The sequence below is a fragment of the Actinomadura rifamycini DSM 43936 genome (assembly GCF_000425065.1).
Classification (GTDB): Bacteria; Actinomycetota; Actinomycetes; order Streptosporangiales; family Streptosporangiaceae; genus Spirillospora; species Spirillospora rifamycini.
This window is the reverse complement of sequence record NZ_AULB01000011.1, coordinates 283,022-296,603: the sequence shown is the minus strand read 5'-3', so window position 1 is coordinate 296,603 and position 13,582 is coordinate 283,022. Positions and strand designations below refer to the sequence as shown.

Annotated in this window: 9 protein-coding genes; 4 read left to right on the top strand and 5 right to left on the bottom strand. The window is 72.7% G+C overall.

What is annotated here, in order from left to right; genetic code table 11:
• Positions 1-783: 783 nt before the first annotated feature.
• The gene (locus tag H505_RS0111700; protein WP_026402139.1) at positions 784-1,539 is read left to right on the top strand and encodes a nitroreductase family protein; all 756 of its coding nucleotides are present in this window, start codon (positions 784-786) and stop codon (positions 1,537-1,539) included.
• On the opposite strand, the gene H505_RS0111695 is transcribed toward H505_RS0111700, so the two are convergent.
• Together H505_RS0111695 and trxA are read right to left on the bottom strand one after the other, a co-directional pair.
• The gene (locus H505_RS0111695; RefSeq protein ID WP_026402138.1) at positions 1,477-2,316 is read right to left on the bottom strand and encodes a putative RNA methyltransferase; all 840 of its coding nucleotides are present in this window, start codon (positions 2,314-2,316) and stop codon (positions 1,477-1,479) included. The two genes, H505_RS0111700 and H505_RS0111695, sit on opposite strands and share 63 nt — an antisense overlap.
• A gap of 269 nt (positions 2,317-2,585) precedes the next feature.
• A complete protein-coding gene (gene trxA, locus H505_RS0111690; protein ID WP_026402137.1) occupies positions 2,586-2,939 on the bottom strand; it encodes a thioredoxin in 354 nt (117 codons plus the stop codon).
• A gap of 131 nt (positions 2,940-3,070) precedes the next feature.
• Between trxA and H505_RS0111685 the strand changes: the two genes are divergently transcribed.
• Both H505_RS0111685 and H505_RS0111680 read left to right on the top strand, forming a co-directional pair.
• A complete protein-coding gene (locus H505_RS0111685) occupies positions 3,071-4,081 on the top strand; it encodes a sigma-70 family RNA polymerase sigma factor (protein ID WP_026402136.1) in 1,011 nt (336 codons plus the stop codon).
• Positions 4,082-4,227: 146 nt separating this feature from the next.
• On the top strand, positions 4,228-5,577 hold the full coding sequence (locus tag H505_RS0111680; RefSeq protein ID WP_026402135.1) for a class II 3-deoxy-7-phosphoheptulonate synthase: 1,350 nt from the start codon (positions 4,228-4,230) through the stop codon (positions 5,575-5,577).
• A 66-nt stretch (positions 5,578-5,643) separates the two neighbouring features.
• Here the strand turns inward: H505_RS0111680 and H505_RS0111675 are convergent, their stop codons facing one another.
• The 3 genes from H505_RS0111675 to H505_RS0111660 form a co-directional block, all read right to left on the bottom strand.
• Entirely contained in the window at positions 5,644-6,012 is a 369-nt protein-coding gene (locus H505_RS0111675; protein ID WP_034517645.1) for an ATP-binding protein, read from the bottom strand.
• 90 nt (positions 6,013-6,102) lie between these two features.
• Entirely contained in the window at positions 6,103-6,444 is a 342-nt protein-coding gene (locus tag H505_RS0111665; RefSeq protein ID WP_026402133.1) for an STAS domain-containing protein, read from the bottom strand.
• A gap of 31 nt (positions 6,445-6,475) precedes the next feature.
• Positions 6,476-8,878, bottom strand: a complete 2,403-nt coding sequence (locus tag H505_RS0111660; protein WP_026402132.1) for a SpoIIE family protein phosphatase — start codon at positions 8,876-8,878, stop codon at positions 6,476-6,478.
• A 358-nt stretch (positions 8,879-9,236) separates the two neighbouring features.
• On the opposite strand from H505_RS0111660, the gene H505_RS0111655 reads away from it, so the two are divergent.
• Positions 9,237-13,493, top strand: coding sequence for a HAMP domain-containing protein (locus tag H505_RS0111655; protein WP_051300550.1), 4,257 nt, complete (start codon positions 9,237-9,239; stop codon positions 13,491-13,493).
• Positions 13,494-13,582 lie beyond the last annotated feature (89 nt).

Sequence of the window (13,582 nt, the reverse complement as noted above, 5' to 3'; positions counted from 1 at the left end):
GAACCCGAAGAGCCAAACCTTGGAAACAATCCCGGCAATGCACCACTCGGGTGCTTGCCTCAAAGAAATCCCCAGCCTTACATCCCCTGACGGAGGTGCAGGGCCTCGGGGGTGATCCGGCCTGCCGGCCGAATCGTTAAAGGCACTGGCTTTTAACACGCTGTTGAGTTCTCAAGAAACGGACACCCACCGCGCTCGGACCCGCTCTCGCGGCCCTCGCTCCGGGGCAACCCTTCTAACTTACCAGACTCGCTTCCGGTGTCAAGCGGACCGATCAAGATCGATTCGTTCGTCGGAGGCTTGTCCGTCCCGCGCGGCAATGTCGCGGACGCGGAGTCCGCTCGATCGTCTCGTGGGAGTGCCCTGCGGGCCGGCCACCTGTCGGCGTCCTGCATCCCGTTCCGGGCGTGTCGTTCCATGGTACAGCAGCTCGAGCGTGACTCGAACCGTTATCCGTGTCCCGACGTCCCCGGGGCCGACCGCCTTGCGGCGTTCTGCATCCCCTCGGGGCAGAAAGAACATTAGAGCGCCCTTGTCGGACCGTCAAATCAGACCCGCGCGCCACTCTCCTCGACAGCGCTCCCGCCGAACCGTTTCATCCCTTCTTAACCCCAGTTCACAACCTATGTGCGCGAGGTCACGCTTGCGGTACCGTCGCAGGCCCGTGCTCCCGAGCGTCCCGTTCCGGTGGTTCGGTCGGTTTCCGGCGGTTCGGACGGTCGGGCGGTGCGGGCCCGCGGTCCGGCCCGGCAAGGAACCGGCCGGAGTGAGGAGGAGCGCCTCGTGAGTGTGCCCGTCGGAATCCGCGCTTCGGCGGAACGTCTGGTGGTCGCGGCGACCATGGGGCCGACGATCCATGACGTGCACGCATGGCGGCTGAAGGTCGTGCCGGGCCTGATCGAGGTCCACGCCGACCGCGGCAGGTTCCGCCCTACTGACGATCCGGGCGGGCGCGGGCTCCATCTCGGCAGCGGCGCGGTCCTGGTGAACGTGCGGCTCGCCGCGGCGCAACTCGGGCACGCGCCCGTGGTGCGCCTCCTGCCGGACGTCGAGCGGCCGACGCTGCTGGCGACCGTCCGGCTCGTGGGGCGGCACCGGGTGACCCGGGAGGAACGGCTGCTCTACGCGGCGACGCTGCGCCCGTTCGCCCCTCCGGTCGCGGGACGGCGGCCGTCCGCGGCGGCCGTCAACGAGCTCGGTGAGGCGGCACGGCTGGAGGGCGCCAGGCTCCACGTCCTGCCGGCCGGTCCCCGCGACGGGGTCCGGCGGGCGCTGCTCGCGACGCGAGGCGACTCCCCCGCCGAGTGGCTGCGGGCGGGGCAGGCGCTGCAGCGGGTGATCCTCGCCGGGACGGTCCGGTCCGTCTCCACGTCGTTCGCGTACGGGCGGCACGGTCTCCCCCACGTCGGGGATCCGATGGAGCCGGGCGAGGTTCCGCAGGTGTCGCTCACCTTTGCGGGGACCGCTCCCGCGCGGCTATTCGAGGCGCCGGTAGGCGGACAGGACGAAGGAGAGGGGAACCGGCAGCGGATCGGGTAGCGGTCCGAGGCGTTCCCGGAGCACCTCCTCCGGTACGTGGTGCGCGCTCGGCCCCATGCCCACGAGCGTGGTGATCTCCTCGTGGGTGAGGACGGCCTCCGTGTCCAGGCGCTCCCGGCCGTCCGGCTTGAAGTAGCCGGCCAGCGCGGCGTCGGTGCGCTCGGTCTTGCGCTCGTCGACCGAGATCAGTCCGAGCGACTCGACGAGCGGACCCAGGTGCCCCGGGGAGGGGGTCACGGCGAACAGCGGCCCGTCGGGACGCAGGACGCGGTGGAACTCGGCGGCGTTGCGGGGGGCGAACACGTTGACGACGGCGTCGGCGGCGCCGTCCCGCACCGGCAGCGGGCGCCACAGGTCGGCGACGACCGCGCCGGCGCGCGGGTGCGCCTTGGCGGCGCGGCGCGCGGCGTGCTTGGAGATGTCGATCGCGAGGCCGACGGCGCCGGGCGTCCGGTCGAGGATGCGGGCCAGGTAGTAGCCGGTGCCCGCGCCCGCGTCCAGGACGCAGCCCGGGCCGTCCGGCGACGCGGCGACCGTCCGGGCGAGCCGGTCGACGATCGGGGCGAAGTGGCCGGCGCCCAGGAACTCGGCGCGCGCCCGGACCATCTCCGGGGTGTCGGCGGTGCCGGGGCGGGCGTTGCCGGGGAGCAGGTTCGCGTAGCCCTGCCGTGCGATGTCGAAAGCGTGTCCGGACGGGCAGTGCAGCCGGCCGTCCGTCAACGCGAGGTCCGCTCCGCACACGGGGCACACCAGGTATGGCACGACATCGACGAGCATCCGTCCATCATCGTCCATCCACCGGGCGGAACGGGCGGCGCGGCGGCCTTCTTTGCCATCGTGCCGCCGCGGCTTCGGTCGGGCGTCCCCGTCCCGTCACCCGGCGGGCGCCGCGCTCGCCACCCGGCGCGTCCGTCACGGCCGGCCTCGGGGAACGGCCGGACGCCACCGGCCGTTCCCACCGGCACATGCTCCTCCATCGGCACACGTGCGCCCGTATGGTCCGCCCGTACGCGTCCGCCCGCACAGGGGCACTTCGCCGGCGTCGGTCAGGACTTCATCCGGGCGCGGACGTCGTCCATGTCGAGCCCGCGGACCTGCTCGATGACGTTCTCCAGGACCTGCTCGGGCAGCGCCCCGGGCTCCGCGAAGACGATCACGCCGTCGCGGATGGCCATCAGCGTGGGGATCGAGGAGATGCCGAAGCGCTCCGACAGCTCGGGCTCGGCCTCGGTGTCGACCTTGCCGAACACGATGTCGTCGTGCTTGCCCGCCGACTTCTCGTACACGGGCGCGAACCGGCGGCAGGGGCCGCACCAGGACGCCCAGAAGTCGACCAGCACGATCCCGTCGCCCTGGGCCACCTCGTCGAAGTTGTCGACGGTCAGGTTCACGGTCGCCATGTCGGATTCTCCTCAGTCGGGGTATCAGGTCCGTAGAGCGGCTTACAGCCTCGGAGTATTCCCCCGCTGGGAATCACAGAGCGGTAATTAGCGTTGTCCCCATAGGGAGATCGCACCGGAGAAGGGTCAGGATGGCTGCAACCCGTACCAAGGGCGACAGGGTCGACGTCACCGACAAGGACCTTGTCGGGGCGTACCTCGACCGGATCGGCCGAACCCCCCTGCTGGACGCGGAGGAAGAGGTCGATCTGGCGAAGGCGATCGAAGGGGGCCTGTACGCCGAACAGCTCCTCGCCGAGGGGAACGTGCCCGAGGGCGTGTCCCGCGAGGAGCTGGAGGAGTTGACCGCGGCGGGGCTGCGCGCGAAGCAGCGCTTCGTCGAGGCGAACCTGCGGCTCGTGGTCTCGATCGCCCGCAAATACCCGACCGACTCGTTGCCCCTCATCGACCTCATCCAGGAGGGGAACCTGGGGCTGATGCGGGCGGTGGAGAAGTTCGACTACCGCCGCGGTTTCAAGTTCTCCACGTACGCGACGTGGTGGATCAGGCAGGCGATCGGGCGCGGGCTGAGTCACACGGCCCGCACGATCCGGCTGCCGGTCCACGTGGAGGAGGAGCTTTCCCGGCTGCGGCGCGCCGAGCGGCAGCTCGGCCGCGAGCTGGGCCGCGAGCCCACCCGCGAGGAGCTCGCCGGGGCGGTGGGCGCCGACGCCGAGCACGTGGACGAGCTGCTGCGCTGGCGGCGCGACCCGGCGAGCCTCGACGCGACCGTCGACGACGCCGGCGAGACGCCGATGGGCGACCTGCTCGAGGATCCCGACGCCGTCACGCCCGAGGCGGAGATCCTCGCGCTGGACGACATCGAGGGCCTCGCGCGGCTGCTGGACCGGCTGCCGGAGCGGGAGGCCGCGATCCTGCGGGCCCGGTTCGGGATGGACAGCGGCCAGCCGCTGTCGTACGCGCAGATCGGCGCCCGGTACGGCCTGAGCCACAACCGGGTGCGGCAGATCACCGACCGGTCGCTGCGGCGCCTGCGGCAGCTCGCGAACGAGACGGACCTGAGCGGCCGCCGGGCGCTGGCGGACGCGCACGCCGCGGTGCGGGGCCCCGTGCGGGCCGGTGCCGGCAGCCGCGCCGCGTGAGCGGCGGCCGCGGCCCGTCCCCACGGTCCGAGAAACGTCACCGGGCGGTCCCGAACGGGGCCGCCCGGTTCGCGTTCGGGGCCGGAGGTGCCGTCCGTCCCGGGCGGATGGCCCCGCCGCGGCGGACCGTGCCATAGCCTTTCCACGTGAGTACTTCCACGCCCTCTGGGGATCTGGACGCCTGGCGCTCCCTCCCCGCCCTCCAGCAGCCCGAATGGGACGATCCGGACGAGGTCCGGGCGGTCGCGGCCGAGCTCGCCGCGCAGCCGCCGCTCGTCTTCGCCGGTGAGTGCGACCAGCTCAAGGACCGGCTCGCGGACGTGGCCCGCGGCGAGGCGTTCGTCCTGCAGGGCGGCGACTGCGCCGAGACGTTCGAGGGATCGAACGCCGACGCCGTGAAGAACAAGCTGAAGACCCTGCTGCAGATGGCGGTCGTGCTCACCTACGCCGCCAGCGTCCCGGTCGTGAAGATCGGGCGGATGGCGGGGCAGTTCGCCAAGCCGCGGTCCAAGCCGGTGGAGGCGCGGGGCGGCGTGGAGCTGCCCGCGTACCGGGGCGACGCCGTCAACGGGTTCGCGTTCGACGCCGAGTCGCGCCGCAACGACCCGCAGCGGCTGCTGAAGGCGTACCACTGCTCCGCGGTGACGCTGAACCTGTGCCGGGCGTTCACCAAGGGCGGGTACGCCGACCTGCGGCAGGTGCACACCTGGAACCGCGACTTCGTCCAGCAGAGCCCGGCGGGACGCAGCTACGAGCGGCTCGCGGGCGAGATCGACCGGGCGCTGACGTTCATGAAGGCGTGCGGGGTGAACCCGGACGAGTTCCACGGCGTGGAGTTCTACTCCAGCCACGAGGCGCTGCTGCTGGAGTACGAGCGGGCGCTGACCCGGATCGACAGCCTGAGCGGCCGCCCGTACGACGTGTCGGCGCACTTCCTGTGGATCGGTGAGCGCACCCGGCAGCTGGACGGCGCGCACGTCGAGTTCCTCCGGCACATCAGCAACCCGATCGGGGTCAAGCTGGGGCCGACGACGACGGCCGACGACGCGCTCGCGCTGATCGACCGGCTGAACCCGGACGGCGAGCCGGGGCGGCTCACGTTCGTCACCCGGATGGGCGCCGGCAAGATCCGGGACGCGCTGCCGCCGCTGATCGAGAAGGTGCACCAGAGCGGCGCCCCGGTGGCGTGGGTGTGCGACCCGATGCACGGGAACACGTTCGAGGCGCCGAGCGGGCACAAGACGCGCCGGCTGGACGACGTCCTGGACGAGGTCGCGGGCTTCTTCGAGGTGCACCGGGCGCTCGGCACGCACCCGGGCGGCATCCACATCGAGTTCACCGGCGACGACGTGACCGAGTGCGTCGGCGGCGGCCACGGGCTGGTGGAGGACGATCTGCACCAGCGGTACGAGACGGCCTGCGACCCGCGGCTGAACCGCGGGCAGTCGCTCGACCTGGCGTTCATGGTCGCCGAGCTGTACCGCAAGTCCGTCTGAGCCTCGTGCGCGCGCGCCCGGCCGTCCCTCCGCGGGATCGCCGGGCGCCGTCGTTCCGGGCGTCCGTCAGATGCTGACCTCGGCCCAGACGACCTTGCCGCCGGTGACCGGGTCGGCTCCCCAGGACGTGGCGAAGCGGTCGACGATGAACAGGCCGCGGTGCGACTCGTCCAGGGGGCCGGGGACGGTGAGGCGGGGCAGCTGGGCGGCGCGGTCGCGGACCTCGACGCGGACCCGCCCGGCGCCGCGCAGCAGCCGCAGCTCCAGCGCCGTCCCGGCGTGCCGGACGGCGTTGGCCACCAGCTCGGCCACGATGGCGGTGACGAGCTCCTCGCGTTCCATGAGGGCCCAGGTGCGCATGGTGCGGGCGGCGAGGCGGCGCGCGTACTCGACCGCCTCGGTCTGCGGCGCCGCGCGCAGCGTGGTCTCGGTCATCGGGTCGGTCACTCCGCCCGCTCGCCGTTCTGCATCGGGTCCCGCTCCGTCATGTCCCGAACTCCCGTGTGCCCGTCCTCGGTGTGCCGGTCACCGTCCACCGTCGGACGCCGTCTCCTCCGGCGCGTCTTCCATGAGGAAGCGGTCCAGGCCGGTCGTCCGCAGGACGTTCTCGACCCGTCCGTAAGCACCGGTGACGGTGAGCGTGGCGTTCTGCGCCCGCGCGTGCTTGTACGCGCGGACGAGGACGTTCAGGCCCGACGAGTCGCAGAAGTCGACCGCGGCGAGATCGACCACGACGGCCCGCTCCCCCGCGTCGACGAGCTCGGTCAGCCGTGAGCGCAGCTCATCGGAGGAGTTCAGGTCGATGGAACCGCGCGCGGTGATCGTCGCGCGGCCGTCCTGTCGTGTCGTGTGCAAGGCAAGCCCCACGCCACCCCACCTTACCGATCGTTGGTCTCCATCATGACGCCCGCAGAACTATCAGGGCAACGTCGTCGTTCGACGGCTCGGGGCCGAAGTCGCGCACCGCTCGCTGGATGCGGGCGGCGACGGCCCCCGCGCTGAGCCCGGTGCAGCCGGCCAGCAGCCGCTCGAGCCCGTTGCCGTCCCCGAGCAGCCGTCCGCCGGAACGTCGCTCGGTGACGCCGTCGGTCACGCACAGCAGCACCTCCCCGCGGCGGAGTTCGACCGTATCGGTTTGGAAGTCGACGTCGTCGAACACCCCCAGCAGCGGCTGCGAGGACGCGGCCTCGCGGACGCCGCCGTCCGGGTCGAGGATCAGCGGCGGCGGGTGCCCGGCGCTGGACAGCCGGATGGTCACGCCGTCGCGGGCGCGGCGGGCGATGATCTCGCCGTGCAGCAGGGTGAGCAGCCGTCCGCGCTCCCCCTCGCCGAGGATGAGCCGGTTGAGCCGGCCGAGCACGTCGGGGACGGACATGTCCTCGGCGGCGAGGATCCGCAGCGCGTGGCGGGCCAGTCCGGTGACGGCGGCGGCCTCCGGTCCGGTGCCGCACACGTCGCCGATCGCGAACCGCCAGCGTCCGGGCGCGGCGTCGTCGAGCGCGGGCGCGCCGTCGCCGGGGCCGCTCTCGAAGACGTCGTAGAAGTCGCCGCCGACCTCGCTGCCCTCCCCCGCCGGCTCGTACACCACGGCGACCTCGAGGCCGGGGATCTCGGGGATCGCGGGCGGCAGGAGGCTGCGCTGCAGGGCGCTGCTCATGGCGGTCTGGGCGGAGAACAGGCGCGCGTTGTCGACGGCGAGCGCGGCGCGGCGGCTGAGCTCCTCGGCCAGCTCGATGGCGCTGCGGGCGAAGCGGTCGCCGGCGGGGCGGCCGATGAGGATGGTGCCGATGCGCCGCCCGCGCGCGATCAGCGGGAACGCGTAGACCTGGTCGGCGGCGGTGTCGCCGGCGGCGGCGCGGACGTCCTCGGGCGCCTCGGCGAAGCCGTGCCAGGGCCCGGGGACGTCCATGGCGGGGGCGGGCCCGGCCTCGTCGAGCAGGGCGCGCAGGCCGTCGGCGCGGTCCTCGTCGGCGTGCCAGACGTAGGCGAGCCGGGCCGGTTCGGCCTCGGCGACGGTGTAGACGGCGCACCAGGTGGCGAGCCGGGGCACGACGAGCTGCGCGACGAGCGCCATCGTGCGTTCCTGGTCGAGGGTGCCGGCGAGCAGGTCGCTGGCCTCGGCGACGAAGCTGAGCCAGCCGCGCCAGGACCGTTCCAGCTCGCCGACCCGGGCCTTCTCCAGGGAGAGCGACAGCTCTTCGGCGAGCCGTCCGGTCCGGGCCCCGTCGCTCTGGGTGAAGCGGCCCGGGGCGGTGGAGACGGCGACGAGGAGGCCGGTGAGGCGCCCCTGGGACTCCAGGGGCGCGGCCGTGACCGAACTGGCCCGCAGGGCGACGGCGATCGGGTCGGCCGCGTCCACGGCGACCCAGGGGGATCCGGCGCGGACGGCGGGGGCGAGCCCGGCGACCGACAGTTCGCCGAGGGGCAGCTCGGCGGCGGTGCCGCTGGACGCGCCCATGATGAGCCGCCCGTCGCGCTCGGTGAGTAGGATGGCCGCGCCCTCGGCGCCCAGCATCTCCCGGACGGCGGCGACGCCGTCCTGCATGGACTCGACGGCGGCGGGCGAGCGGAGCAGCCGGGCCCCGTCGGCGGGGACCTCGCCGACGCCCTCGCCGGCGACGCGCGCGTCCGCGGCCACCGCGGCGTCGGCCGCCGGGTCGGCTTCGCGGGGGCGCGCGGCGCGCTCGCGCAGGCGGTCGCGCAGCGCCGCGGCGCCGTTCGGGGACGCCGCGGCCCGGTCCCCGCCGCTCTCGTCCGTGCCGCTCTCGTCCGCGGCCGTCAGGTCGACGGGGGCGTCGGCCGGACGGGCGGCGGCCGGCTCGGCGCGCGGCGCGCCCCGGTCGGTTTCGGCGGTCTCGGGGCCCGGGGCGTCCTCGCGGACGGGCTCACCGGCGGGCTCACGGTCGTCCTCGTCCCGTGCCTCGGCGCCGGGACGCGGGAGGCGGAACCACACGCCCTTGGTGCGGCGGTCGTAGGAGACGCCCCACGAGTCGGCGAGCGTGGCGATGGACGGGAGGCCGCGCCCGCTGGACGCGGTGACGCCGGGCATCTCGATGCCGCGGGTGGGGTGCCGGTCGCGGACCTCGATCTCGACGTCGTCGCCCTCGAGCCGGCAGGTGACCTCGAAGGACGTCCCCGCGTAGGCGATCGCGTTGGTGGCCAGCTCGCTGGTCGCCAGGATCGCGTCGTCGGAGATCTCGTCCATGCCCCAGTCGGCGAGCACCTTCCGGACGAACCGGCGCGCGTCCGCGACCGCCGCCGCGGCGGACGGGAAGGTGGCCGACGCCGTCTGCCGATCCAACTGTCGTCCCTCGTTCGATGCGTCCACTACCCGGGTCTGGCTATCGTGACAGACTGCTCGACCGCCCGGCCAGAAGAGCCGCGCGCCGGGGCCGCACCGCACCTCCGAGCCCGGGGACGTCGAGCCCCCGGCCACGACACGACAGACCGTAACACGAAGACTACGTGCGAAGACTACGTGCACGGATGCGCGGTCGTTACCGTCCGTTGACCGGCAGAGTGTGATTCGGGCTCCGGGCCGTCCGGCAACGTAGAGTACAGATGCGGCCGGGAGGCCGCCCGAAGCGGCCGGAAAAGGCCCGGAGAAGGAGTCAGTGGCATCCGGTACCCCACGAACGCGGGCCAGGAGGATGAATAGCATGCCGCGCACCGCGTCTCGCGCCCGCTCCGGCGGGTCGCGCGACACCACGCCGCGTTACAGCGACGCCGATCTCGCCCCCCTGCTGAAGGCGCTGGTCGCCGTGCGCGACGGGAAGGCCAAGGCCGAGCTGGATCTGCCCGGCGAGGGCGCCGTGGCGGTGGCCGGGGCGCTGCTGGAGGAGATCCGGCAGAACGGCAGCGAGCTGAACGCGGGGCTGGCCCGCGTCCGCCGGGAGATCGGCCGGGAGGGCCGGCTGGGCGGGCGGCTGACCACCGGCACGCTGAAGGGCTCGTGGGCGGGGGCGGTGGACGACGCCAACGCGATCATCGCGAAGCTGACGGACCTCTCCCTCGGGATGCACCAGGTGGTGGAGGCCGTCGCCGCGGGGGACCTGAGCCGGCGGGTCGAGCTGCGGGTCGCCGGCCGGCCGATGCGCGGCGAGCTGCTGCGCATGGCGCGGTCGGTGAACGGCATGGTGGAGCTGCTCGACCAGTTCACCTGGGAGGTCACGCAGTTCGCCCGGGAGGTCGGCACCGAGGGGCGGCTCGGCGGGCAGGCGCCGTCGCGGGGCATGACCGGCCGGTGGCGGGACGTCACGGCGGCGGTGAACGCGATGGCGGGCCGGCTCACGGCGCAGGTCCGCGACATCGCCGAGGTCACCACGGCCGTCGCGAAGGGCGACCTGACCCGCAAGGTCACGGTGGAGGCGACGGGCGAGCTGCAGGAGCTCAAGCTCACCGTGAACACGATGGTGGACCAGCTGTCGCGGTTCGCGGACGAGGTGACCCGCGTCGCCCGCGAGGTCGGCACCGAGGGGCAGCTCGGCGGCCAGGCGCGGGTGCAGGGCGTCAGCGGGGTCTGGAAGAACCTCACCGACAACGTCAACGCGATGGCGAACAACCTGACGTACCAGGTCCGCAACATCGCGCAGGTCACGACGGCCGTCGCCGAGGGCGACCTCGGCAAGAAGATCACCGTCGACGCGCAGGGCGAGATCCTGCAGCTGAAGCTGACGGTGAACCAGATGGTGGACACGCTGTCGGCGTTCGCCTCCGAGGTGACCCGCGTCGCCCGCGAGGTCGGCACCGAGGGACGGCTCGGCGGCCAGGCGCGGATGCCGGGCGTGAGCGGCGTCTGGAAGGACCTGACGAACAACGTCAACGGCATGGCGTCGAACCTGACGTTCCAGGTCCGCAACATCGCGCAGGTCACCACGGCGGTCGCGCAGGGCGACCTCGGCAAGAAGATCACTGTTGACGCGCAGGGCGAGATCCTCGAGCTCAAGGACACCGTCAACACGATGGTCGACACCCTCTCGGCGTTCGCCGACGAGGTGACCCGCGTCGCCCGCGAGGTCGGCACCGAGGGACGGCTCGGCGGCCAGGCGCGGGTCCCGGGCGTCAGCGGGGTCTGGAAGGACCTCACCGACAACGTCAACGGCATGGCGAACAACCTCACCATGCAGGTCCGCGGGATCGCGAAGGTGACGACGGCGGTGGCGCAGGGCGACCTGACGCGCCGCATCGAGGTCGACGCGCAGGGCGAGATCCTCCAGCTGAAGGACACCCTGAACACGATGGTCGACACGCTGTCGGCCTTCGCCGACGAGGTCAGCCGCGTGGCGCGGGAGGTCGGCACCGAGGGGCGGCTCGGCGGCCAGGCGATCGTGCCGGGCGCCGGCGGCATGTGGAAGGACCTCACCGACAACGTCAACGGCATGGCGTCCAACCTGACCTACCAGGTCCGCAACATCGCGCAGGTCGCGACGGCCGTCGCGCACGGCGACCTGACGCGCCGCATCGACGTCAACGCGCAGGGCGAGATCCTCGAGCTGAAGACGACGCTGAACACGATGGTCGACACGCTGTCGTCGTTCGCCTCCGAGGTCACCCGCGTGGCCCGCGAGGTCGGCAGCGAGGGGCGCCTCGGCGGGCAGGCGGAGGTCGAGGGCGTCTCGGGCACCTGGAAGCGGCTGACCGAGAGCGTCAACGAGCTGGCCCGCAACCTGACCACGCAGGTCCGGGCGATCGGCGAGGTCGCGAGCGCGGTCGCCGAGGGCGACCTGACCCGCACCATCACCGTGGAGGCGCGCGGCGAGGTCGCGGAGCTGAGCGACAACGTCAACCTGATGGTCGCGACGCTGCGGGAGACGACCCGCGCCAACGACCAGCAGGACTGGCTGAAGTCGAACCTCGCGCGGATCGGCGGGATGATGCAGGGCCACCGCGACCTGCAGCAGGTCGCCAACCTGATCATCCGGGAGCTGACGCCGACGGCGAGCGCGCAGTACGGCGCGTTCTACCTCGCGGAGCCCTCCGGCGAGGAGACCGAGCTGGCGCTCATCGCCGGGTACGGGACGCGGCGGCGGACGCAGAAGGGCACGGTCCGGTTCGCGTTCGGGGAGGGCCTGGTCGGGCAGGCCGCGCAGGAGCGGCGGCCGCTGCTGATCTCCGAGGCGCCCGCCGACTACGTCAAGATCGGCTCCGGGCTGGGCGAGGCGTCGCCGGTCAACATCATCGTGCTGCCGATCGTGTTCGAGGGGACGGTCCTCGGCGCGATCGAGCTGGCGTCGTTCGGCCGGTTCACCGACGTCCACCTGGCGTTCTTCAGCCAGCTGATCGAGACGATCGGGGTGACGCTGAACACGATCAGCGCCAACACCCGCACCGAGGCGCTGCTGGCCGAGTCGCAGCGGCTGGCCTCGGAGCTGCAGGAGCGGTCGGACGAGCTGCAGCGGCAGCAGGCGGAGCTGCGGCACTCCAACACCGAGCTGGAGGAGAAGGCGGCGCTGCTGGCGCAGCAGAACCGCGCGATCGAGATCCAGAACTACCAGATCGAGCAGGCGCGGCGGACGCTGGAGGAGCGCGCCGAGCAGCTGGCGATCTCGTCGCGGTACAAGTCGGAGTTCCTGGCGAACATGTCGCACGAGCTGCGCACGCCGCTGAACAGCCTGCTGGTGCTGGCCAAGCTGCTGTCGGAGAATCAGGGCGGGAACCTGACCGACAAGCAGGTGGAGTTCGCGCAGACGATCTACGACTCGGGCACGGACCTGCTGACGCTGATCAACGACATCCTGGACCTGGCGAAGGTCGAGGCCGGGAAGATGGAGCTGCACCCGCAGCGGCTGTCGGTGCCGGCTCTGGTCGACTACGTGGACGCGACGTTCCGTCCGCTGTCGCAGGACAAGGGCCTGCAGTTCGGCGTGGAGGTGGCCCCGGACGTCCCGGGGACGCTGTTCACCGACGAGCAGCGGCTGCAGCAGGTCCTGCGGAACCTGCTGTCGAACGCGGTGAAGTTCACCGCCGAGGGCGAGGTCCGGTTGCTGATCGAGCGCGCCGGGGACATCGACTTCACGCTGCCGGCGCTGTGGAACACCCCGGACGTCATCGCGTTCCGCGTGATCGACACCGGGATCGGGGTGAGCGCCGACAAGCTGCAGGTGATCTTCGAGGCGTTCCAGCAGGCCGACGGGACGACCAGCCGCCGCTACGGCGGCACCGGCCTCGGCCTGTCGATCAGCCGGAACATCGCGCGGCTGCTCGGCGGGGAGATCCACGCCGAGAGCAAGCCCGGGCACGGCAGCGTGTTCACGCTGTACCTGCCGGCGCAGTACAGCGAGTCCGACGGGCGCCGCAGGGCGCCGCAGGACGGCGCGGTGGCCGAGCCGGACGTCCCGGCGATCGCCCCGGCCGAGGACGCGGCGGAGGCCGCGGAGGGCGCCGCGCCCGCCGCGGAGGCCGCGCCCGCGGCGCCCGAGACCGGCCGGCGGGGCGAGCGGCGCCCGGTGCGCGCGCGGCGCCGCGCGGAGCCCGACCGGGCCGTCGAAGGCATGCTGGCGGAGCCTCCCGCGGACTTCCTGGACACCGTGCTGTCGGGCCGCAAGGTGCTGATCGTCGACGACGACGTCCGGAACGTGTTCGCGCTCACCAGCGTTCTGGAGGGCTACGGGATGGACGTCCTGTACGCCGAGGACGGGCAGGCGGGCATCGACCTCCTGCACCGCAACCCCGACGTGGCGCTGGTGCTGATGGACGTGATGATGCCGGGCCTGGACGGCTACGCCACCACCTCCGCCATCCGGAAGATGCCGCAGTTCGCCGAGTTGCCGATCATCGTGATCACCGCGAAGGTGATGAAGGGCGACCGGGAGAAGAGCCTCGAGGCGGGCGCGTCGGACTACGTGCCGAAGCCCGTGGACGTGGACCATCTCCTCGACGTCATGCGGAACTGGCTGAAGCCCTCCGTCGTCCGCTGAGGAACGGCGCCGCGGGCAGTAGGGTCTGCCGTGGGTGAACGTGTGCGGTCACGGGCCAGGACGGCGGGCCGACCGGATCGGAGGGACGC

What these genes read in the sequence shown, in the direction of transcription:
- H505_RS0111675 (WP_034517645.1), bottom strand. Translation starts at nt 6,012, where the DNA reads ATGACCGAGACCACGCTGCGCGCGGCGCCGCAGACCGAGGCGGTCGAG.
- H505_RS0111685 (WP_026402136.1), top strand. Translation starts at nt 3,071, where the DNA reads ATGGCTGCAACCCGTACCAAGGGCGACAGGGTCGACGTCACCGACAAG.
- trxA (WP_026402137.1), bottom strand. Translation starts at nt 2,939, where the DNA reads ATGGCGACCGTGAACCTGACCGTCGACAACTTCGACGAGGTGGCCCAG.
- H505_RS0111695 (WP_026402138.1), bottom strand. Translation starts at nt 2,316, where the DNA reads ATGCTCGTCGATGTCGTGCCATACCTGGTGTGCCCCGTGTGCGGAGCG.
- H505_RS0111655 (WP_051300550.1), top strand. Translation starts at nt 9,237, where the DNA reads ATGCCGCGCACCGCGTCTCGCGCCCGCTCCGGCGGGTCGCGCGACACC.